Annotated in this window: 22 protein-coding genes; 10 read left to right on the top strand and 12 right to left on the bottom strand. The window is 65.5% G+C overall.

What is annotated here, in order from left to right:
- Positions 1-48: 48 nt before the first annotated feature.
- The 10 genes from EKG36_RS17390 to EKG36_RS17345 all read right to left on the bottom strand — a co-directional run bounded on the left by EKG36_RS17390 (position 49) and on the right by EKG36_RS17345 (position 9784).
- Positions 49-1026, bottom strand: coding sequence for a type II secretion system F family protein (locus EKG36_RS17390; RefSeq protein WP_126486405.1), 978 nt, complete (start codon positions 1024-1026; stop codon positions 49-51).
- Between the two features lie 12 nt (positions 1027-1038).
- Complete coding sequence (locus tag EKG36_RS17385; RefSeq protein ID WP_246007557.1) at positions 1039-2037, bottom strand: type II secretion system F family protein; 999 nt, start codon at positions 2035-2037, stop codon at positions 1039-1041.
- A complete protein-coding gene (locus EKG36_RS17380; RefSeq protein ID WP_126486403.1) occupies positions 2028-3389 on the bottom strand; it encodes a TadA family conjugal transfer-associated ATPase in 1362 nt (453 codons plus the stop codon). Before EKG36_RS17380 ends, EKG36_RS17385 begins: the two co-directional genes overlap by 10 nt.
- Positions 3390-3438: 49 nt before the next feature.
- Complete coding sequence (locus tag EKG36_RS17375) at positions 3439-4620, bottom strand: CpaE/TadZ family protein (protein WP_246007556.1); 1182 nt, start codon at positions 4618-4620, stop codon at positions 3439-3441.
- A 122-nt stretch (positions 4621-4742) separates the two neighbouring features.
- Positions 4743-5036, bottom strand: coding sequence for a hypothetical protein (locus EKG36_RS17370; RefSeq protein WP_126486399.1), 294 nt, complete (start codon positions 5034-5036; stop codon positions 4743-4745).
- Between the two features lie 23 nt (positions 5037-5059).
- Positions 5060-6631 (bottom strand): type II and III secretion system protein family protein, encoded by a 1572-nt coding sequence (locus tag EKG36_RS17365; RefSeq protein WP_246007555.1) that lies wholly within the window; start codon positions 6629-6631, stop codon positions 5060-5062.
- An 80-nt stretch (positions 6632-6711) separates the two neighbouring features.
- The gene (gene cpaB, locus EKG36_RS17360) at positions 6712-7536 is read right to left on the bottom strand and encodes a Flp pilus assembly protein CpaB (protein WP_126486397.1); all 825 of its coding nucleotides are present in this window, start codon (positions 7534-7536) and stop codon (positions 6712-6714) included.
- Positions 7533-8783: a P-loop NTPase family protein gene (locus EKG36_RS17355; RefSeq protein ID WP_221766116.1), complete on the bottom strand. Its 1251-nt coding sequence runs from the start codon at positions 8781-8783 to the stop codon at positions 7533-7535. The genes cpaB and EKG36_RS17355 overlap by 4 nt, the downstream gene beginning before the upstream one ends.
- 175 nt (positions 8784-8958) lie before the next feature.
- Positions 8959-9546 carry an A24 family peptidase gene (locus tag EKG36_RS17350; protein ID WP_246007554.1) on the bottom strand — a complete coding sequence of 196 codons (588 nt, stop codon included), beginning with the start codon at positions 9544-9546 and terminating at the stop codon, positions 8959-8961.
- Between the two features lie 37 nt (positions 9547-9583).
- Complete coding sequence (locus EKG36_RS17345) at positions 9584-9784, bottom strand: Flp family type IVb pilin (protein ID WP_126486391.1); 201 nt, start codon at positions 9782-9784, stop codon at positions 9584-9586.
- Positions 9785-10123: 339 nt separating this feature from the next.
- Here EKG36_RS17345 and EKG36_RS17340 point away from each other — a divergent pair, with 339 nt between their 5' ends.
- A complete protein-coding gene (locus EKG36_RS17340) occupies positions 10124-11188 on the top strand; it encodes an efflux RND transporter periplasmic adaptor subunit (protein WP_126486450.1) in 1065 nt (354 codons plus the stop codon).
- Entirely contained in the window at positions 11188-14301 is a 3114-nt protein-coding gene (locus EKG36_RS17335; protein WP_126486389.1) for an efflux RND transporter permease subunit, read from the top strand. The genes EKG36_RS17340 and EKG36_RS17335 overlap by 1 nt, the downstream gene beginning before the upstream one ends.
- 18 nt (positions 14302-14319) lie before the next feature.
- On the opposite strand, the gene EKG36_RS17330 is transcribed toward EKG36_RS17335, so the two are convergent.
- On the bottom strand, positions 14320-14730 hold the full coding sequence (locus tag EKG36_RS17330; protein WP_126486387.1) for a VOC family protein: 411 nt from the start codon (positions 14728-14730) through the stop codon (positions 14320-14322).
- Between the two features lie 177 nt (positions 14731-14907).
- On the opposite strand from EKG36_RS17330, the gene EKG36_RS17325 reads away from it, so the two are divergent.
- Together EKG36_RS17325 and EKG36_RS17320 are read left to right on the top strand one after the other, a co-directional pair.
- A complete protein-coding gene (locus tag EKG36_RS17325) occupies positions 14908-15306 on the top strand; it encodes a SpoIIAA family protein (protein ID WP_126486385.1) in 399 nt (132 codons plus the stop codon).
- Positions 15307-15858: 552 nt separating this feature from the next.
- Positions 15859-16083 carry a hypothetical protein gene (locus tag EKG36_RS17320; RefSeq protein WP_126486383.1) on the top strand — a complete coding sequence of 75 codons (225 nt, stop codon included), beginning with the start codon at positions 15859-15861 and terminating at the stop codon, positions 16081-16083.
- Here EKG36_RS17320 and EKG36_RS17315 read toward each other — a convergent pair.
- The gene (locus EKG36_RS17315) at positions 16044-16703 is read right to left on the bottom strand and encodes an SOS response-associated peptidase (RefSeq protein ID WP_126486381.1); all 660 of its coding nucleotides are present in this window, start codon (positions 16701-16703) and stop codon (positions 16044-16046) included. The genes EKG36_RS17320 and EKG36_RS17315 overlap by 40 nt on opposite strands.
- Positions 16704-16963: 260 nt before the next feature.
- Between EKG36_RS17315 and EKG36_RS17310 the strand changes: the two genes are divergently transcribed.
- From EKG36_RS17310 to EKG36_RS17290, 6 genes are all read left to right on the top strand, one after another.
- The gene (locus EKG36_RS17310; protein WP_126486379.1) at positions 16964-17269 is read left to right on the top strand and encodes a hypothetical protein; all 306 of its coding nucleotides are present in this window, start codon (positions 16964-16966) and stop codon (positions 17267-17269) included.
- A gap of 83 nt (positions 17270-17352) precedes the next feature.
- Entirely contained in the window at positions 17353-17496 is a 144-nt protein-coding gene (locus EKG36_RS20540; RefSeq protein WP_185827597.1) for a hypothetical protein, read from the top strand.
- Positions 17493-17933, top strand: coding sequence for a DUF411 domain-containing protein (locus EKG36_RS17305; protein ID WP_246007552.1), 441 nt, complete (start codon positions 17493-17495; stop codon positions 17931-17933). The genes EKG36_RS20540 and EKG36_RS17305 overlap by 4 nt, the downstream gene beginning before the upstream one ends.
- 243 nt (positions 17934-18176) lie before the next feature.
- Entirely contained in the window at positions 18177-18668 is a 492-nt protein-coding gene (locus EKG36_RS17300) for a cupredoxin domain-containing protein (protein ID WP_126486377.1), read from the top strand.
- A gap of 3 nt (positions 18669-18671) precedes the next feature.
- Complete coding sequence (locus EKG36_RS17295) at positions 18672-19337, top strand: response regulator (protein ID WP_126486375.1); 666 nt, start codon at positions 18672-18674, stop codon at positions 19335-19337.
- Between the two features lie 22 nt (positions 19338-19359).
- Positions 19360-20640 carry an ATP-binding protein gene (locus EKG36_RS17290; RefSeq protein WP_246007551.1) on the top strand — a complete coding sequence of 427 codons (1281 nt, stop codon included), beginning with the start codon at positions 19360-19362 and terminating at the stop codon, positions 20638-20640.
- The last annotated feature ends 22 nt before the right edge of the window (positions 20641-20662 follow it).

The following is a 20662-nucleotide window of genomic DNA, read 5'->3' as shown; positions in this document are numbered from 1 at the left end:
GATACTTATGGTTCATGGCTCTGACTCCCTTGTGAAGTAGTATCCTGCTCAATGACCAGCCGCCGACAACGCTCTCAAAGCACCCAACAGCGGTGGGCCCAAGGCCACAACGAAGAAGCTGGGAAAGATGCAGAAGATGAGGGGAAAGAGCATCTTGGTACTGACCTTGGCTGCCTTCTCTTCGGCTTCCTGGGTGCGCTTGTCGCGCAGTTCCTCCGCGTAGAGCCGAAGGGTCTGGGCGATGCTGGTGCCGAAACGCATGCTCTGCAGCAGGGTGGTCACCAGACCACGGATGTCCTCCACTCCGGTACGCTCCTCCAGGTCCCTCAGCGCCGACTTGTTGTCCATGCCGGCACGCGTCTGCATGCCAAAGAGGTGAAGCTCATCGGCAAGTTCGGGGTGACTGACCTCCAGGTCCCTGGCGACTCGCTGTATGGCGGCGACCAGGCCCAGCCCGGCCTCGCTGCACACCACAAGCAGGTCCAGGGCATCGGGCAACCCGCGCCGCAGCAGCGTAGTACGCTGCTTGATGGCCCGCTCGAGCCAGAAGCGCGGCAGCAGATAACCGGCGATGGCCAGGCCTACCACCAGGGAGATACCAAGCGCCGGCGGGATCCTCAGCAGAGGGAACGCCAGCAACATGAGGGTGGCAGGCAGGACGGCCAGCATCAGCCGAATGCCATAGAAGACGCTGGCCGCTGAGGCAGATCGCTTGCCGGCATAGCTCAGTTCCCGGACGAGACGACTGCGGGTTTCCGCCTTGTCCGGCGCCAGGCGCTCCCCCAGTGGCCCGAGCCACTGGTCCATCCCGGCCGAACCGCTCCCCGCACTGGCTCCCGCGGCGTTGGTCTCGAGCTTCCGCAGACGCTGGCGCATGGGATCGAACATCCCCTTCACCACCAGCATCAAGGCAAGCAACAGCGTGAAGATGGCAAGCCCCATCAGTGCCGCGACCCCCAACTGGACGAGTTGCGGATCCTGTAGAGCCCCATTCAGCCCTTGCATCAATCTACCGATCGTTTCCATGTCGCGACTCCTCTAGACGTCGATCCGGATGAGCTTGCGCAGCCAGAGTATCCCGGTAATGATCATCACGAAGGCGGTAACCACGAGCTGCCGACCGATCGGGTCCTGGGTCAGCATGGGGATAAAGCTGGGTGCCGCCAGCGACAGGATGCCGGCCAGCGCAAAAGGGAGAAGCGAAAGGATCCAGGCCGCCAGTCGTCCCGGCGCGGAAAGGGTCTTGACCTTGCGATGGAAGCGGAACCGGTCGCGCACCACCGTGGCCAGCCCGTCCAGGAGTTCCGCCAGGTTGCCGCCGGTCTCCTTCTGGATCAGCACCGAGGTCACGAAGACCATGACGGTCACGCTCTGGACCCGCTGCAGCAGGCCAAGCAGGGCGTTTCTCACGTCTCCGCCGTAGTTGATCTCCATGAAGGTGGTGCGAAACTCTCCGGCGATGGGCTCGGCGAGTTCCTCCGACACCAGGTGCATGGCATCGATGAAGGGATGCCCGGCGCGCAGCGCACGCGACATGATGATCAGCGCATCGGGGAGCTGCTCCTCGATGCGGGCCACTCGCCGCGCTCGCTCCCTGACCAGTTTCAGGAAAGGCAGCGAGGCCAGGAGAATACCGATCGGCACGCCTAGCCAGGGCAGCGGCAGCAGGTACGCCGCTAGCCCTCCAGACAGCCCGCCCAGCGCCAGGCTTGCAAGCACCACCCGGTAAGCCGGCGTCTCACGCCCGGCCTGCTCGAGCAGCCGCTCGACACGCTCCATGCCGGGCAATGACTCCAGCATTCTTTCCACGGCCGACAGCTCGCGCAGGTACTTCTTGCGTACCAGCGAGACCTGATCATGGCGCTGACTCTCGTCCGAGATCGTACGCATGCGCTTCCTGAGACGCTTCTGGATCTGGCGGTTTTCGCCGAAGGCGGGGACCAGGAAACTCTGCATCAACAGGAAGACGGCGATGAACACCATGCCGATGACGATCGCCCGGTCGGAAAGCGCGATATCCAGTCCCATCAGTTCCATGGCCGCTGCCCTCCCCCCTGGAATACCTCGAGCCCGGGATCGAGGCCACGGCGCTTGAGGTGGTCATAGAAGCCGGGTACCACCCCGGTCGCGACATAGCAGCCGATGACCCGCCCCTCCTCGTTGACCCCTTCGCGCTCGAAGCGAAAGATCTCGGACATGGTGATGATCTCGCCCTCCTGGCCATTGACCTCCTGGACGCTCACCAGGCGGCGCACGCCATCCTCCTGGCGCTCGACCTGCACCACCACGTCGATGGCCGAAGCGATCTGGGCGCGCAGCGCCTGAGGCGGGATCTGGTAGCCGCTCATGGCCACCATGTTCTCGACCCGCGTCAGGGCATCGCGCGGGGTATTGGCATGGATGGTGGTCAGGGAACCGTCGTGGCCGGTGTTCATGGCCTGGAGCATGTCGAAGGCTTCACCGCCGCGCACCTCGCCGACGATGATGCGATCGGGCCTCATGCGCAGGCTGTTTCGCACCAGGTCGCGCTGGGACACCTCCCCCTTGCCCTCGATATTGGGGGGGCGGGTCTCCAGGCGGCCGACATGGGGTTGCTGCAGTTGCAGTTCCGCCGAGTCCTCGATGGTGACGATGCGCTCGTCATGGGGAATGAAGCCCGACAGCACGTTGAGCAGGGTCGTCTTGCCCGCCCCGGTGCCGCCTGAAACCAGCACATTGAGTCGCGCCTTGACGACCTTCTCCAGCAACTGGGCGGTGACCGCCGAGATGCTGCCGTACTCGACCAGGTCCTCGGCGCTCAGACGATCCACGGCGAAACGCCGGATGGACAGCATGGGGCCATCGATGGCCAATGGAGGAATCACGGCATTGACGCGCGAGCCATCCTTGAGCCGAGCATCCACCATGGGCGAGGACTCGTCGATGCGCCGCCCCACTCCGGAGACGATCCGGTCGATGATGGTCATCAGGTGCTGGTCACTGTCGAAGCGCAGTGCGGTCTGTTCCAGCTTGCCACGCCGCTCCACGTAGATCGGCGTGGTACCGTTGACCAGGATGTCGGATACCGTCTTGTCGGCCAGCAGGGTCTCGAGGGGGCCGAGCCCCAGCACCTCGTCCTGAAGTTCGGCGACGATACGCTGTCGCACCGAGGCGTTGAAGGGCAGCGTCTCCCGGTTGATCAGCGACTCGCAGACCTGCTGCACCTGCTGCCGCGCCTCCCGCTCATCCAGGGTGCTGAGCAGCGTCAGGTCCATCACCTTGACCAGTTGGCGGAAGATTCGCTGCTTGCATTCCTGCTCCGCCTGCGAAAGTCCGCCACCGGCCATGCCTCGCCGTCCCCAGGAGGGTCGCTCGTCGCCATCGCCCGTCATACGGTCACGAAGTTCCATCGGTGTTTCTCCTCACGCTTGATCGATGAAGGCCAGCCTCAGCCTCGACTCAGTGCGCCCTGCGACGCGGCCACAGCCGCAATGACCACTTCCGCACAGGACCATCAGCATCGGATGCAGGCTCGTCGAGGGCATCTGCCAGTCGGTGGAGCTGACGGGTCAGGGACGCCTTGGGGGCAAGATCGATCAACGGGGTTCCCACATTGATGCCCTGGCTTGCCAGCCGGAAGTCGTTGGGCAACGTGTGCAACCTCACGCCCGGCAGTACGTCGGAGATGGCGTCCAGGCTCACGTCACTGCGCTTGTCGAAACGGTTGATCACCAGGTGGAGCCGCGACGGTGGAAGCCTGAGCTCATGCACCAGGATGTCGCGAAGGCGCTGGGCATCGTGCAGATGGGCCACGCTCTGCTGCATCACCAGCAGTACGTGGTCGGCACGCTCCAATACCGAGGCGGTCGTGCCACCGATCCAGCGCGGCAGGTCGACCACCACGTCGTCATGACCCTGACACAGGACCTGCAGGAGCTGCTCCACCCTGGCCTCGGGGACCTCGCCGAGGCCGATGCGGTCATCGGGGGACGACGCCAGCAGTTCCAGGCCGCTGGCATGACGCTGGACATAGGCTTCCAGCGCCAGGCCATCGAGGGAATCGACAACCTCGAGCGCTTTTATCAAGCCGTGCTCGGGGCTCAGGTTGAAATACATCGGCATCGAGCCGAACTGGACATCCATATCCAGCAGCAGGGTTGAACCACCACTGACGGCCAGCCGATGAGCGAGATTGGCCGCCACCAGGCTGGCTCCCGATCCCCCCTTGGCATTGATCACCGCGGTCAAACGGGCAGATGAGGAGGGAACACGCTCGTTTCGATCCCGGGAGAGCTGCCTGAGGAAGCTGGTGATCTCACCGTCATCCACCGGTGGCGAGAAATAGTCCCTGGCACCGGCCCGCATGGCCAGCCGGATCAGGTCGACGTTGTCGCGCGGCCCCACCACCAGCAACGGGAGACGCTCCGTCGCCGGCCGCTCGCAGAGGGCCAGGAGCTCCGCTTCCCACTTCTCCCCCACCAGCAGGATCAGGGCGTCCGGCGTGGCTTCCCTACCGCCCGGATAAGACTCCAGCGGATCGACATTGCCGTTGACCATGAGCCGGGAGCGAACATGGATGTCGCCGTGGCTGCTCAGCAACGTCTCCAGGGCCTCCAGCTCCTCCCTGACTCGTCCTGCCAACAGTATTTCAAGCCTTGTATACATGGTTCCCCCTTGCCTCTGCGTGTCATCACCGTCTTGTCGACTCGCCGACCAGACCTCGAAGTCGATATCTGAGCGACGAGACGGCTACCCCCCATCCCTCAGGGCAGCGACACGGAGGTCGTGGTCATGGGCGAGGACTGTTGCGCGCCCCCTGCCGGGGTTCGATAGCCCCGCATGGCCTCGGCGGCCTTGGCGCCGCCCAGGGTGGGCACGGGATCCCCGGGCTGATAGGTTTGGATCGCCTTGGTGTGGCGAACACTCTCGCCGAAGGCCGGCAGGTCGGCGCCCGGCCGTGGGGCCATGCAGCCGGTCAGCGCCAAGGCACAGCCTGCGGCCAGTAGCCAGCCGATGAGCGGACGACGGGCCGAAGATGCGATTGCGGTACGAGACATGGTTCTTTCTCCCAGCAGGCAGTTCACAGGTCATGACCGAATCGGCCCTCGGTACCGCCCTCGGGGCGGCCGGACATCATTTCGAGTTCGAGGTCGGACGGTGGCCTACGGCGCTCCCCCGCCTCGAGGACGGGCTTGAAGCTGCCCAGCAGATAGAAGTCCGCGTCGGTGGGGGGCACGAAGGAGCCGGTGGGCAGGCGCGCCTGCTCGGGCTCGAAGGAGCGTGCCAGCTTCGGGGTGACGAAGATCACCAGCTCCGTCTGCTCCTTGATGAACTCCTGGCTACGGAACAGCGCCCCCAGTACCGGCAGCTCCCCCAGTCCCGGCAGCTTGGAGACGTTCTCCCGGAGGCTCTCGTTGAGCATGCCGGCGATGGCGATGGTCTGACCCGAGGCGAGTTCGAGTGTCGAACTGGCACTGCGCTGGACCAGGGCCGGGACAAAGAACTGCGAGGATGACTCGTCTCCCACCCCGACCCTCAGACTATTGGCCGGCACCAGGTCCGAGACCGAGACATCCACCTTCAGATTGATGGCCCCGGAATCCAGGACCACAGGCAGGAAGCGCAGCCCCACCCCGAATTCCTTGTAGTCGATGGTGACCTGGCCATCGCCCTGGGGCACGGGGATCGGAAACTCCCCGCCGGCCAGGAACTGCGCCTGCTGGCCGGTCAGGGTCGTCAGGTTGGGCTCGGCGAGGATCTTGGCAACCCCCTCGCGGCTGGCCGCGTCCAGCACCAGGTTCAGTAGATAGTCACTGCCCTGATAGCTGGCGAAGATCCCGGTATCCTCGATGCTCGCCGTCGCCGGTGAGAACTCCGAGACGACTGGTCCGACAGGCGTACCCCCGCCGAACACCGGCAGTCGGCCGCCGAGGCCTTCGGCCCCCTCGAAGACGGCATCCGGGAAGCTGGCCCCGCCGCTGACCGCACCCAGCCGCAGCGCCGAGGAGCCCACGTTGAAGACGTTGAAGTTGGCTTCGAGACGTTTGACCAGGGAGCGCGAGACCTCGGCCACCCGTACATCCAGCATCACCTGGTTGGCACCGCCCACCTGCATCAGGTTGAGCACGCCTTCCTCGCTGCCGGCGTAACGAGAAGCAAGGCGCATCGCCGTCTCCAGGCGCTCGGCACTCGACACCTCGCCACTCAGCACGATGGTGTCCTGAGCCGAGCGTACCTGGATGTTCTCGCCGGGTAGCAGGGCATGAAAGTTGCTCTTGAGGGTGCCCAGGTCATGGGTCACGGTCACGTTCAGCGCCCCCTCGACCCCCTCCTGCCTGTCCCACAGCACGACATTCGTCGTGCCCGTCGACTTGCCCAGCACATAGAGCTGACGGGAGCCCATCACCACGATGTCGGCCACCTCGGGGTTGCCCACCGAGACCACCCGTACCGGTCTCGGGAAGGCGAGCACCTGCCCCTTGTTGAGCTCGACAGCTACCGATTCTGCACGCCCCTCGAGGGGCATCGCCAGGCGGCGGGAACCTTCCCGACTCACCGGCTCCTGAGCGAGCAGGCTCGTTGCCGACCCCACCATCGGCAGGCTCAGCCCTGCTATCATCAACCACTTGAGTGCAATGTTTCGCCTTGTCATGACACTTCTCCCCTGCAACCCGTGCTAGTAAGGACCTCTCAACTTGAAGGTAGTCCTTTTGTATTAGTTATGGGCGGTCTTTAGTTCTTGACGCTCACCGTACTCATCTGGGTGCCCCGCAGGACACTGACCTGGTGCTGAATGGGTGCCCGGCGCGCCACCGGACGCGGCGCCGGTTCCGGCTTCTCCACCGGCTCGGGAAGGTTGAGCACCGAGCGCTGCGCCGCCATCAGGCCGGAGACGTCGTCGTCCTTGTCCATGGGATTGCGCAGGGTCAGCTGCACCTTGCCTTCCTGGGTCGCCTCGACCAGGGTCTCGGCTTCGTCGGGCGTGACCTCCAGGGTCACGGCGCGCACGATCACCGGGTCGTCCCGGTCCTGGGAGGCGATCTGGTCCACCGCCAGCACCTTGAGGTTGTGCAGCACCGTCCGGGATTCCACGTTGGAGCGGCTACCGTTGTTGCGTTGGGTCGCCACCACATCCACCCGGTTGCCTGGCAGCAGGAAGCCGGCCACGCCGACCACATCGTCGACGCGCACGCTCATCGCCCGCTTGCCCTGCTCCAGTACCGCCGCCAGGGCGCTGCCTTCCATGTGCTCGACGACTCGCCCCTCGTGGAGGATTTCCCCGGCATAGACCACCTGGGTGTTGACGCGCCCTACCACGTCCTCGATATCCGAGAAACTGCCTTCGGGCACCGACTCGGGGGGCATGGGCATGAGCTTGAGATCGGATGCCTGCACCCGCGAGCCGAAGGGAATCTCCACGGTTGCCACTACCACCTGGCTCACCTTGGCCACGTCATCACTGCCTTGCTGTTGCATCCAGTTCATGGCGACCAGGGCCGCACCGGCGGCCATGACCAGCGACGCCAGGAACATGGCAACGATACCCTTGCGTTTCATGAGACATTCCTCCCGTTGCTGGAGGCTTCATCGTCAGTGAAGTCTCCGAAATAAGTCCGCCACGCCCAGGACAGGGTGTCGCGCTCCAACGTCTCGCCGCCCCAGTACTCGAGGCGATCCCTGGCCAGGCCGAGAAGATCGCGCGGATGACAGGCCAACAGCGGCACGTCATGGCGCTTATGCAGCTCATCGATCACGAAATCGACCAGTTCGGGCGCATAGGCCAGCTCGAGGTCTCGGCACTGCTGCTGCCAGATCGCCTGGTAGGATTTGCGTTCTAAAGGCGCGAAACGAATCTTGTAGCCGATCCGGCGCAGGAAGGCGGCGTCGGCCAGGGCCAGTGGATCCAGGTTGGTAGAGAACACCAGGGCCACGTCGAAGGGCACGCTGAAATGGTGGCCGTTGCTCAACGACAGGAAGTCGCGGCGCTCCTCCAGCGGCACGATCCAGCGATTGAAGAGTTCCGTCGTGGTCATTCGCTGGCGACCCAGGTCATCGATCACCAGCATGCCGTTGTTGGCGAGCAGCTGGACCGGCGCCTGGTGGATGCGGGTCGCCGCATCGTACTGCACCTCGAGTCGCCCCATGGTCAACTCGCCACCGGTGACCACGCAGGGACGCAGGCAGCGTAAATAGCGGGGATCGTGCCCCTGCCCAAGGTACAGGGAGGACACCTCCCCCTGGTCATCCGCCACCGGATGGTGGACCGCCGCATCGAAGCAGCGCACGGCCTTGCCACCGACCAGGATGGCATGGGGCACCAGCACCTCCCCCGGCAGTAGCCGCATCAGCCGCCGGGCGATATAGCTCTTGCCCGTGCCCGCCTCGCCGTGGATGAACATGGCCCGTCCCGAGTGGAGCCCCGGGCCGAGCTGGTCGAGCAATGCCGGATCGATGACCGTATCGGCGAAGGCCTCCATTACGGTATCGCGATCCAGCCCCACCTTGTTCAGGGCCTGGGCCTTCACATGGCGGCAGTAGTCGGCCAGGGGCACGGGCGCCATGCCCGAGTAGCCATCCCGCCCCAAGGCCTCCAGGGCGGCGGCACGCCCCCGGTCGGTCAGGCCGATCACCAGGGCGCCGGAGCGTGCCTGGCCGCGCACCTCGGCTCGGGCATCCTGGCGCAAGAAATGGCAGACCTCTTCCACCACGCTGCCGCTCAGGGCGCTACCGCGACTCAGCTCGTGAATATCCTGCGCTCCCCGTTCGATAAGCTGCTTGGAGAGCAGGTCGGCCAGATAGAGCAAAGGCAGCCCGGTCTCCTCCACCGTGGCGGGGCGAGGTGCCTGCCGAGCAGTTGCATGACCCTTTGTGACATCATGTAATGTTGCTGCTTCCTGGGACATGAGCGACCTCACATATTGTTACAACCTATTATTTCATTATCGAATGGTCTGGTAATGGACGCTTACTTTGTCCCAACTAACCCAGCGACCATTGCCAGAAAATCCAGGCGGTCGTGCCGAGGGCGATCGACACCGCAAAGGGAAACCTCTTGCCCATCACCTCGCCTTTCTTGGGTGCTATATAGAACGGCTTTCCGGTTACTACCAACGTCTCTACCATCAATCTGTAGCGGCCCAATGGTGAAACGGAACTCTTGTTGAACAGTGCCGTCGCCGCAAACAAAATCCCGATTATTCCGCCAAAAATAATACTGACCAACCCGGCCTGGAATGCCCCCAACGGCCCTAGAAAGGTTCCCACCGCGGCCATTAGCTTGGCATCACCGGCGCCGGTAAAGCCCATCAGGTAGCCGGGTATCAGAATCGCCAGCCCCACCAGCAGACCATGGATGGCGGCCAGGGCACCGCCCGATCCTGACAGCGCACCCTGCAGCAGCACTCCCACGACGGCCCCGGCCAGAACAAGAGCGTTGGGGATGCGCCGTTGGCGCAGATCCCAAACCGACGCACTCCAAACCAATAGCAGCACGAAGCCATAGATAAGCAGAAGTTCGTGGCGCATAAAGTCCACCATCAAAACCAAGCCAAGGAATTTCGCCAACATCCATGTCGGCGAACATCAATTACAACGGGCATAGAAATTACTGGACAGTTGCTGTACCCCCATTAGCAGTAAATACGTCATTAATAGCCGTAAGAAATTGTGCTGCATTATCACCAATTGCCACAAATATTGCAGCGCCAACGGCAACTATAAGGCCCCCTACCAGAGCCCATTCCACCACCTCGGTGCCTTCTTCTTCCTTCCAGAAGCGCTCGATACCCTGCATCAACTTGCTCATGATCAAATCTCCTGTTGTGTCTGATCAGACTCGTCATGCTGTTGTAGGCCCGGCATCGCTTACCGCCGGCCCACGGTCTTGAGCATCGCGGTTACAATCCAGTTACGCTTGGAGGATCTTGCAGGGGGTATAGGATTATCTTGCAGTCAGGGATGACATCTCCGGCTGGGCCTGGGGCAGACGGGTGGTAGACTGGCCTGCAACCAAGCCGGCAAGCCTGGGTCCAACGGCTCGCCGGCACGAGAATGGCCGGGCAGGACGCCCGGTCGCTCATCGACACGCTGGACCTTGCGAGCCTACATGACCCCGAGATCGACCCGGCTCCCCGCCCGATGGCGGATGGGCCTGATGCTGCTGCTCTTCGTTCTCCTCTCATCCCTGCCGCTGGCCGCCCAGGAGCGCACCGCGGTGATCGGTGCCCGGGCCACGCTCAGCGACTGGGCCGATCCCCTCGAGGCCCTTGGCACCCTCGAGGCCGACGAGAGCGTGACCCTCTCCGCCACCGTCACCGAGATCATCGCCCAGATCGATTTCGAAGGCGGCGAGCATGTGCAGGCGGGCCAGTTGCTGATCCGTCTCGCCGACGCCGAGCCACGCGCCAAGCTGCGCGCTGCCCAGGCCTTGCGCGACGAGCGGCTGGCCGCGGTGAACCGCCTGGCCCAGCTCGAGCAGCGCAACCTGGCCCCTCGCGCCGAGGTGGAGGACAGCCGCGCCCGGCTGCGCCAGGTGGAGGCCGAGATCGCCGCGCTCGAGGCCCGGCTGGCCAATTACCGCATCCGCGCCCCCTTCGATGGCGTGATGGGCTTTCGCCGGGTCAGCGTCGGCACCCTGGTCACGCCGGGCATGGAGCTCGCCACCCTGGACAAGCTCGATCGCATGAAGCTCGACTTTCGTGTCCCCGAGGTCGAGCTCGGCTCGCTGGCCCCGGGGATGTCCCTGACGGCGCGCAGCGCCGCCTTCCCGGCGGCCCGCTTCGAGGGCGAGATCGCCACCATCGGCTCGCGGGTAGACCCGGTCAGCCGCAGCGTGCCGGTACGCGCCTTGCTGGCCAACCCGACGGAACGGCTACGCCCCGGCATGCTGATGGAGGTGACCCTGGCCCGCCGCCTGCGGGATACCCTGGTGATCCCGGAGTCGGCGTTGATCCCCGAGGGGGAGCGGCACCATGTGCTGCGAATCCACGAGGACGACGACGGGCGCATCGAGAGACGTCGGGTGCGAGTGGGCGAGCGGCGCCCCGGCGAGGTGGAGATCCTGGCCGGCCTCACTCCGGGCGACCTGGTGGTCAGCCACGGTGTCGAGCGGACGCGTGACGGCGCCCGGGTGCGCCTGCTGGGCATCGTCGACGACACCACCACGGTGCGCGAGCTGCTCGAGGCCGATCGCGACGGAGGGGGTGCCTGATGCGCCTGTCCGACATCTCCGTTCAGCGGCCGGTGCTGGCCACGGTCCTGGCCGCGCTGATCGTGGCCTTTGGACTGCTGGCCCTGACCCGCCTGCCCCTGCAGGAGTATCCCACCATCGACCCGCCGGTGGTCAGCATCGACACCCGCTACCCCGGCGCCTCGGCCAGCGTGGTGGAAACCCGCATCACCCAGGTGCTGGAAGACCGCATCTCGGGGGTCTCGGGCATCGAGGTGATCAGCTCTTCCAGCGAAGACGGCCGCTCGAGCATCAACGTGGAATTCGGCCTGGACAAGGACATCGACGCCGCGGCCAACGACATCCGCGACCGCATCGCCGGCGCCCGGGGCAACCTGCCGGACGAGGCCGAGCCCCCCGAGGTGCAGAAGGCCGATGCCAGCTCCGACGTGGTGATGTGGCTGGCCCTGTCCGGCGCGGACTACGACATCGGCGAGCTCACCGACTACGCGGAGCGCTACCTCAGTGACCGCTTCTCGGTACAGGACGGGGTCTCGCGGGTGCTGGTCGTGGGCGGTCGCGAGTACGCCATGCGCATCTGGCTGGATGGCGATGCCCTGGCGGCCCGGGGACTGACCGTGGGCGACGTGGAGGACGCCCTTCGAGAGGAGAACGTCGAACTGCCCGGCGGCACCGTGGAGTCGCAGGACCGCCAGTTCATGGTGCGACTGCCCCGCAGCTTCGCCACCCCGGCGGACTTCCGTGCCCTGGTCCTCGACCAGGGCACGGGCGGCTACCTGGTCCGCCTCGGCGACGTGGCCCGGGTGGAGATCGGCGCGGTGGAAGAGCGCACCCTGTTTCGCGGCAACGGCCTGCCCATGGTCGGCCTGGGCATGATCAAGCAGTCCACCGCCAACGTCCTGGCCCTCTCCGAGGCAGTCAAGGCGGAGCGTGCCCGCCTCGCCCCCACCCTGCCCGAGGGGATGACGCTGCAGGTCAACTACGACGCTTCGTCCTTCGTCTCGGGCGCCATCGGCCAGGTCGTGCAGACCCTGTTCATCGCCATGGGCCTGGTAGTGGTCGCCATCTTCGCCTTCCTCGGCAACCTGCGCACCACCTTGATCCCCGCCGTCACCGTGCCGATTGCCCTGATCGGCACCTTCGCGGCCCTGGCGGCCATGGGCTTCACCATCAACCTGCTGACCCTGCTGGCCCTGGTGCTGGCCATCGGCCTGATCGTCGACGATGCCATCGTGATGCTGGAGAACATCCATCGGCGCATGCAGGAGCATGGCGAAACGGCACTGGTGGCCGCCTACCGCGGCAGCCGCCAGATCGCCTTCGCGGTGATCGCCACCACCCTGGTGCTGGTGGCCGTGTTCGTGCCATTGAGCGCCCTGCAAGGGGATATCGGCCGGCTGTTCACGGAGTTCGCCCTGACCCTGTCCGCCGCCGTGATCATCTCGACGCTGCTGGCCCTGACTCTGACGCCGATGATGGCTTCCAAGATACTGAAGCGGGACATGCACGAGGGCCGCCTGGCCCACGGCGTCCATCGCGCCCTGACGGCCACCCGCGCCGGCTACCGGGCCCTGCTCGAGCGGGTCTTGCACCGGCGCTGGCTGGTCGTGGCGCTGTTCGCGGGGCTGTTCGGCGGCATGCTCTGGCTCAATACCCAGTTGCCTCGGGAATACACCCCCAGCGAGGACCGGGGTACCTTCTTCGTGCTGGTCAACGGTCCGCCCGGGGCCACCTACGACTACATGCTCGACTACATGGACGAGATCGAGGCCCGTCTGCTGCCGATGCGCCAGCGCGGCGAGATCGAGCGGGTGCTGATCCGCGCCCCACGGGGCTGGGGCAACATCGAGAACTTCAACGGCGGCTTCGTCATCGTGGGGCTCGCCGACTGGGACGCGCGGCGACCGGCCTGGCCGATCATGGCCGAGGTCCGGGCCCGGCTGGCCGACCTGCCGGGGGTGCGGACCTTTGCGGTGATGCGCCAGGGCTTCGGCCGGAACATCGAGCAGTCGATGCAGTTCGTGCTGGGCGGCGGCACCTATGAGCAACTCGCCGAGTGGCGTGACACCCTGATCGCCCATGTGCGTGAGGACAACCCGCGCCTGACCGGCCTGGAGAGCGACTACGAGGAGAACCAGCCGCAATTGCGGGTGACCATCGACTACTCTCGGGCAGCCGACCTGGGGGTCACCGTCAGCGAGATCGGCCAGACCCTCGAGACCCTGCTCGGGGGGCGCAGCGTGACCCGCTATGTGGACGATGGCCAGGAATACGATGTCATCCTCGAGGGGGAACGCGGCGCCCGTCCCAGCCCCCGCTCGCTGGCCAGTATCATGGTCCGCTCGGAGCGCTCCGGCGAGCTGATCCCGCTGTCCAGCATGGTCACGCTGACCGACTTTGCAGGCCCCAGCACCCTGAACCGCTACAACCGCCTGCGGGCCGTCACCATCCAGGCCGACCTGGCCGACGACTACGCCCTGGGCGACGCCCTCGCCTACCTGGAGGCCAGCGTCGACGAGGTCCTCCCTGCCGAGGCCCAGACGGACGTCAAGGGGGCGGCCCGGGACTACCTGGAGGCCAGCGGCGCGACAACCCTGCTGCTGGGCCTGGGCGTGCTGGTGGTGTTCCTGGTGCTGGCCGGCCAGTTCGAGAGCTTCATCCACCCCCTGGTGATCATGTCCACGGTGCCCCTGGCCATGGTCGGCGCCCTGCTGGGGCTCTATCTCAGCGGACAATCGCTGAACATCTATAGCCAGGTGGGCCTGGTGATGCTAGTGGGGCTGGCCGCCAAGAACGGCATCCTCATCGTCGAGTTCGCCAACCAGCTGCGCGACGCCGGTCAGCCGTTCCGCGAGGCCCTGGTTCAGGCCGCCGTGACCCGCCTGCGCCCGGTGGTAATGACCGCCGTGACCACCATGGCCGGCGCGGTCCCGCTGATCCTCTCCAGCGGCGCGGGGGCGGAGACCCGCCTGGTGATCGGCACGGTGATCCTCTGCGGGCTGGCCAGCGCCACGCTGTTCACGCTGTTTGTGGTACCGGTGGCCTACGACCTGCTGGCCCGGCGCACCGGCTCGCCCGGCGAGGTGGCCCGCCGCCTGGACCGCGAGATGGGGGATCACCCGGCGTCGCACTGATCACGCCCGGTGACTCGCTCACTCGACGCCGGGGCCGATCCACAGGAAGGGATTGTGGGCGACCTCCCAGAGGTGGCCGTCCGGATCGGCGAAGTAGCCGGAATACCCGCCCCAGAACACCCGCTGCCCGGGCTTGACCAGCCGCGCGCCGGCCTGCACGGCCTGCGCCAGCACCACGTCCACCTCGGCCTCGCTGGCGACGTTGTGCGCCAGGGCGACCCCAGCGAAGCCGCTGCCCTCGGCGGGCACGCCGGCATCCTCGGCCAGCGCCTCGCGACCATAGAGACTAAGCCAGGTCCCGTGCAGCGGAAAGAACGCCACCGCGGGCGGCGACTCGAGGCGCGGCCAGCCGAGCCCCTGCTCGTAGAAGCGCACGGCCCGCGCCAGGTCGGCCACACCCAGGGTGATCATGCTGATGCGTGGTTGCATGGCAAGGTTCTCGTCGTTTTCCCCAGTGTAGCGCCGGGCGACCCCGCCCGCACCGCCGCGGACGACACGCTGCCTGATGCCGAAGGTGCGGGAACCGGCCTTTCTGAGGCCGGTCCCTTGGCAAGAGACTATGCTGCAAAGACACCCTTCCACGCCCCCATCAAGGAGGACGACGCGATGCTCGAACTGCTGCCCCCGGGGGCCGACCATGTGGTGGCGATGCGGGTCAGCGGTCGCGTGACCGCCGCCGACCTGCAGCCGGCCATCGATGCCATCGAGACCGTCAAGAAGCGCCATCCCCGCGTCAGCCTCTATACCGAGCTCGACGAGATGCGCTGGATGACGTTTACCGCTTTCCTCCGCGATCTGGGCTATGCCCTGACCCAGATCGGCGACCTGGATCGCTATTATCGCGCCGCGGTGCTCAGCGACAAGCACTGGGTGCGTCACCTGACGCGACTCGAGAACCGCCTGTTCAGGACCATGGAGATCCGCACCTTCCCGACCCGCGAGAAGTCGACCGCCCTGGAGTGGGTCCGGCACCTTCCCGAGGTGCCAACGGCCGCCATGGCCTGAGCGCCCTCGCCCGGGCAGGCGACCCGCCGGGTCGATCCAAGCCCCGGGGGCCGATCGGGCAGTGACATACAGGGGCCTGTTAAACACGCCCCGGCACCCGCGGAGACCGGATGGCAGGCGATGACGGGGGAGTGGCAGCGCGGAACATGGCGCCTCGCTGGAACCGAACGCCCGGCCGGCTCCCTGGCCGGGTGTTCGGTGAATGATGCCCTACGCGGATCGAACCCAGATCCATCGGTACGCGGGGGGACTGGCATCACCCCTGTAGTCTGGTACCCGATGCGCCACCGCGCTGCAGGCCATCGCCGCGACCTCGCGTAGGCGATCACCGATATCTCGCGTCGGCGATCACCGGCATGATCATGGCACGCCTTCCTCGCCTGCGAGCCTCCCGCCACCTCCTGCGGCCGCGATCACCCTGCCGATACTGCCGCCCGACGGGGGCCCGACAGGAAAGAATATGCCCAGGCGTACAGCCGGAATAAGCGATCTCTTACATCGGCCAGGGGCCCCATCCGGCATGCTGATGGACAACACAAGGAGACCTCGAGCATGCAAGAGATCGAGCTGATGTCGGATCCCGCGGGCGGCTGGATGATGATGTGCCCCTGCGGTGCGACGGAGATCCGGGCCCAGGAAGGCCCCGTCTGGGCGGCCTTCGACCTGCGCCCCCTGGAAAGCAATCGCTACTGCATCACCTGCCGGGACTGCGGGCATGCTACCGAGCACTTTACCCATCAGGAGGCCGCCGGGCTGACCAGCGCGGCGTCGTCCTGAGTGGGTCGGTTCACGCGCGGACTCACCGGCCAATGGGTGAGCCGCTCGGGGTCCAGGTGATGCACCACCCGGCGGAGCGTCTCCCGGTCGGTCAGGCGGGGATCGAGCCAGGGCGCCAGGCTCTCGGCGTCCAGGACCAGCGGCATGCGTGGGTGGATCGCCCGGGCCACGCCGCGTGCCGGCTCGGTGAGGATGGCACAGCCGGGCCTGCCGTCTGGCCGCTCGCTCCAGATGCCCGCCAGCCAGAGCGGCTCGCGATCCTGGCGGCACAGGAAGTGAGGCTGCTTCCCGCCATCCAGCGGCTGCCATTCGTACCAGCCATCCGCCGGCACCAGGCAGCGATGGTGGGCGAAGGCCCCGCGAAAGTAATTGGAGCTGGCCACCTTCTCGACGGTGGCGTTGATGGGCTCGGGCGCCGTCGCTCTGGCCCAGTGCGGCCGAAAGCCCCACCATACCTCATCCATCACCAGTGGCGCCTCATCGCTGGGATGACGCACCACGGTGATCCAGGTTCCCGGTGCCACATTGTAGCGCGGCGCCAGCTCCCGAGGCTCCAGCGGCAGGCGCAGCGCCTTGCAGAGGCTCGGATAGGGGCTATAGAGAGCGAAGCGGCCACACATTCTCCAGCCCTCCCTCGACGCAGCAGATCCGGCCAGAATCGGGCCGGTTCTGGAACAAGTCTATCTCCTTTGCGCCTTTCGCGAGTGGCCCCGGGACAGGACGGGCATGTCGTCCCAAGCAAAGCAGTCGCTGATCCCGATACCCAGGATTACCCCCATTGAGGCCCCGGGCTCGGTCTTTGCCCCGGCCCCACCTCGGATGATTGCATCGTCCGGGGCAATCGGGGTTCAATAGCCGACGAGATATCGAGGAGCCCCTCATGGCACTACGGACCTGGACATCGCCGCATCACACGGCTTGGCGACGCCTGCTGGCGCTGCTTCTGGTCCTGTCGTTCGCCTTCGCCACCCTTTCCAGCCATGCGGTCGTCGACGCCTGCCAGGTCGACTGTGCCCAGTTTCAGGGCGAGATTCTCGATACGGATGAGTCCTGCAGCGCTGCCTGTGCGGCCCCCGTCACCTCCGCCCAGCCGGCGGTCATCGCCCCGCGCGCCTTGCCTCCCATCGCGGCCATCGCCGTGAATGACCACACTCCTCAGCCCCCCCGCCGCCCCCCGAGAGCCTGAGCCAGTCCGACAGGCCCTGAGGCATTGCCTGTCACCGTCAGACCGTCATCCGTACACGACAGCTGCTCTTGGAGAGTCGCGCCATGTTCACCGATTGTTTCGCCACCATGGGCCACATGGGCTGGCTGGGTTGGCTGATGCCGCTCGCCGTCCTGTCACTGCTCGGGCTCGCTATTGCCGCCCTCATCAAATATCTGTTTACCTCCAGCAAGGGAGATCGCTCATGAAACTCACCATGCCCCACCTCTTGATGGCGACCGGCCTGCTGCTGGGCGCCACCACGGCCCATGCCGCCCTGCCGGACGAGGCCACCCTCTACAAGAACCCCCAGTGCGGCTGCTGCGATGGCTATGCCCGCCACCTGGAGCGAATGGGCGTCGATGTGACCCTCGTCGACGACAGGGAACTCGGCGAGGTCAAGCAGGCCGAAGGCGTTCCCTACGGGCTCGGCGCCTGCCATACCGTCGTTATGGGCGACTACGTGATCGAGGGGCATGTGCCCCTGGCAGCGCTCGAGGCCCTCTTCGATCAGCAGCCCGACATCGACGGCATCGGGCTCGCCGGCATGCCGAGCGGCACGCCCGGGATGCCGGGGCCGCAGCGGGAGCCCTATGAGGTCTACCAGTTCCGCGACCGGCAGGAGTCCCCCTTCATGACGCTGTGACGCCAGATGGCGGATATCCTGCCGACATGCGGTCATCGGGTATCGACGGGTATCCGGTGGCTTCGGTCCGGGCCGGGGGATCGCCTCCGGCCCGTCGCGACCATGAGACGCACAGAGACGCCGCCGGCATCGGAACCAGGGAGCGGATCATCGTTGTCCATGGCTGAGTCAAGCGGCATTCAGCCACGATTCAGCTTGATGGCTTAGAAATGGACGGCCCACTGACCCGCTAGAGGTATCAACATGCGTAAGACATTACTCGCAGCCGTTCTCGGTCTGGCGTCCACTACCGCCCTGGCCGGTGCCGGGCACGGCAGCGGCAAATCGCAGGCCGACGCTCAACAGTCAATCGATCGAACCTTCGCCTTCGAGGCCGGTGACATGTGGTTCACGCCCGGCAAGCTGGAGATCGCCCCCGGCGAGACGGTGAAGTTCGAGATTACGAATGCCGGCAACCTCGAACATGAATTCGTGATCGGAGGTAGTGAGGATCAGGCGCAGCATCGCGAGATGATGCGCGAGATGGCCTCCAGCGGTGGACACGACATGAGTGCTGGCCATCATGGCGGTGGACAGGATGACGCTGGCAACATGCCCTCGGTGACTATTCCCCCCGGCGAGACCGCCACCCTGGTCTGGACCGCGCCCCATAACGTCGAGGAAGTGGAATTCGCCTGTAACATCCCCGGACACTATGAAGCGGGCATGAACGGTGACATCCAGATCGAAGGATAAGCCATGAAGCTACTGCTTCTCGAAGACGATGACCTGCTGGGCGAGAGCCTGGCGGAGACCCTGAGCGACGAAGGCTATCGCGTCGATACGGCCACACGCTTGCGTGTGGCTGACTCACTGATGGCAACGGAAGAGTACGCGCTCGTTATCCTGGATATCGGACTACCCGACGGTTCCGGTCTCGATCTGCTCGAACGCTGGCGAGAACGAGGCTATCGGCAGCCCGTCCTGGCCCTCACGGCCCGCGACACCTGGGAAGACAAGGTGGTTGGCTTGCGCCGTGGAGCCGATGACTATCTGACCAAACCCTTCCATGAGGCAGAACTCCTGGCCAGGCTGCATGCCCTGCTCAGGCGCCAGCATGGCAATGCGGGCCATATCCTGACCGTCAATGGCATCCGTCTCGATGAGCATCAGCAGCGAGTGAGCACCGAAGGGGACAACTGGCAGTCCCTGACGTCGACCGAGTTCCGGCTACTGCGTTTCCTGATGCATCACCCGGACCGCGTCCACTCCAAGCTGCGTCTGCTCGACCAGCTCTACACCCTGGAACAGGATGCGCCGGCCCCCAACCTGGTGGAGGTCTATATCGGGCGCCTGCGCCGACGCCTGGGCAAGGACGTCATCACGACGCGCCGCGGCCAGGGGTATGTCCTTGCCTCGTCTTGATGGTCGTAGCCTGAGGGTCAGGTTGCTGCTCTGGCTGGGTGGGGCGGCGATCATCGTGATGGGCGTGACCTGGCTGCTGCACGGGATACTGCTCCGTGACCTGGCCCGTGACTTTCTCGGTGACCGCTTGCGTCAGGAGGCCGAATATACCCTCGACAGGCTGCGCCAGCAGCCGACACATCGCCCGCCGCTTGCCGCCCCGTCGAGCGTGGCAGCGCAAGTCTTTCGTCACCTGTATGTGCTACGTCTGGACGGTGAGGTCACGACCTCGCACCCCGCCTGGCTGGCGAGGCTCTATCCTCTGCTGGACAGTGACGAGATCACCCTGATGGATGTGCATCGCCAGGACAGCCATCTGCTCGTCTATCGCCGCCCTTTCGCTATCGCCGGTCACGAGGGGGTCCTGCTGGTCGGCGAGGGCTTCGACCGCGTCGAGGCGGGACTGAGCAGGCTGCACTGGTGGATCGGCATCATCGCTGGCCTGGTATTACTGCTACTCATCGTTTTGAACATGCTGGCCGTGAGCGCCGGACTACGCCCCATCGCTCAGCTGCAACGTCAACTCGACGAACTTCGGCTGGGACGGCGAGCGCGCTTGCAGCTAACGGTGCCGACAGAGCTCGATATGCTGGTCGATCAACTCAACCGGTTCATGGATGCCCAGGCCAGTCGCCTGCAGCGTTCACGTCATGCCGTCGCCGATCTCTCGCATGCGCTCAAGACCCCCATGGCCGCGATCATGCAGGTCATGCGTGGCACGCGCCCCATCGACCCAAAGCGACGAGCCAAGATACTCGCCCGGCTGGAAGACATTCAGGCTCATCTGAATGCCGAGTTGCGTCGCTCGAGAATCGCCGGCCCCGATTCCGGCCAGCACACTCTCATCCGGCGTGAGATCGAAGGGCTGCTGGAGATGTTCGGGTCCCTCTACCCCGACAAGGTCTTCGACTGGGACGCGCCCCTCGACGACACATCGTGCCTATCCATCGAGCGACAGGACTTCATGGAAATGGTGGGGATCGTGCTGGATAACGCCGGCAAGTGGGCACGCCACACTATCCGCATTCGTGCGACCCTGTCCGACGGACTGCTCCTGGTGGTGGAGGACGATGGCCCCGGCATCCCACCGGAGCAGATCACCCGGCTGGGGCAGCGCGGGCAGCGCCTCGACGAGGGGCGCCCGGGCCATGGACTGGGGGTCTCGATCCTCATGCAGCTCCTCGATCACTATGCCGGGTCCGTCGAGTTTGAGACGCCTCCCGACTCGGGGCTGAGGGTCACCATCCGTCTTCCCGACGACTGATCAAGCATTCAGCAAGGGTTCA

The sequence above is a fragment of the Halomonas nitroreducens genome, assembly GCF_003966155.1.
Lineage (GTDB): Bacteria > Pseudomonadota > Gammaproteobacteria > Pseudomonadales > Halomonadaceae > Halomonas > Halomonas nitroreducens.
The sequence above is the reverse complement of the archived record's forward strand: the minus strand, read 5'-3'. Positions and strand labels throughout refer to the sequence as shown.

Bases quoted from the DNA above. Each gene is read 5' to 3' on its own strand.
- EKG36_RS17390 (WP_126486405.1), bottom strand. From the start codon at position 1,026: ATGGAAACGATCGGTAGATTGATGCAAGGGCTGAATGGGGCTCTACAG.
- EKG36_RS17385 (WP_246007557.1), bottom strand. From the start codon at position 2,037: ATGGAACTGATGGGACTGGATATCGCGCTTTCCGACCGGGCGATCGTC.
- EKG36_RS17380 (WP_126486403.1), bottom strand. From the start codon at position 3,389: ATGGAACTTCGTGACCGTATGACGGGCGATGGCGACGAGCGACCCTCC.
- EKG36_RS17370 (WP_126486399.1), bottom strand. From the start codon at position 5,036: ATGTCTCGTACCGCAATCGCATCTTCGGCCCGTCGTCCGCTCATCGGC.
- EKG36_RS17365 (WP_246007555.1), bottom strand. From the start codon at position 6,631: ATGACAAGGCGAAACATTGCACTCAAGTGGTTGATGATAGCAGGGCTG.
- cpaB (WP_126486397.1), bottom strand. From the start codon at position 7,536: ATGAAACGCAAGGGTATCGTTGCCATGTTCCTGGCGTCGCTGGTCATG.
- EKG36_RS17350 (WP_246007554.1), bottom strand. From the start codon at position 9,546: ATGTTGGCGAAATTCCTTGGCTTGGTTTTGATGGTGGACTTTATGCGC.
- EKG36_RS17345 (WP_126486391.1), bottom strand. From the start codon at position 9,784: ATGAGCAAGTTGATGCAGGGTATCGAGCGCTTCTGGAAGGAAGAAGAA.
- EKG36_RS17340 (WP_126486450.1), top strand. From the start codon at position 10,124: ATGGGCCTGATGCTGCTGCTCTTCGTTCTCCTCTCATCCCTGCCGCTG.
- EKG36_RS17335 (WP_126486389.1), top strand. From the start codon at position 11,188: ATGCGCCTGTCCGACATCTCCGTTCAGCGGCCGGTGCTGGCCACGGTC.
- EKG36_RS17330 (WP_126486387.1), bottom strand. From the start codon at position 14,730: ATGCAACCACGCATCAGCATGATCACCCTGGGTGTGGCCGACCTGGCG.
- EKG36_RS17325 (WP_126486385.1), top strand. From the start codon at position 14,908: ATGCTCGAACTGCTGCCCCCGGGGGCCGACCATGTGGTGGCGATGCGG.
- EKG36_RS17320 (WP_126486383.1), top strand. From the start codon at position 15,859: ATGCAAGAGATCGAGCTGATGTCGGATCCCGCGGGCGGCTGGATGATG.
- EKG36_RS17315 (WP_126486381.1), bottom strand. From the start codon at position 16,703: ATGTGTGGCCGCTTCGCTCTCTATAGCCCCTATCCGAGCCTCTGCAAG.
- EKG36_RS17310 (WP_126486379.1), top strand. From the start codon at position 16,964: ATGGCACTACGGACCTGGACATCGCCGCATCACACGGCTTGGCGACGC.
- EKG36_RS20540 (WP_185827597.1), top strand. From the start codon at position 17,353: ATGTTCACCGATTGTTTCGCCACCATGGGCCACATGGGCTGGCTGGGT.
- EKG36_RS17305 (WP_246007552.1), top strand. From the start codon at position 17,493: ATGAAACTCACCATGCCCCACCTCTTGATGGCGACCGGCCTGCTGCTG.
- EKG36_RS17300 (WP_126486377.1), top strand. From the start codon at position 18,177: ATGCGTAAGACATTACTCGCAGCCGTTCTCGGTCTGGCGTCCACTACC.
- EKG36_RS17295 (WP_126486375.1), top strand. From the start codon at position 18,672: ATGAAGCTACTGCTTCTCGAAGACGATGACCTGCTGGGCGAGAGCCTG.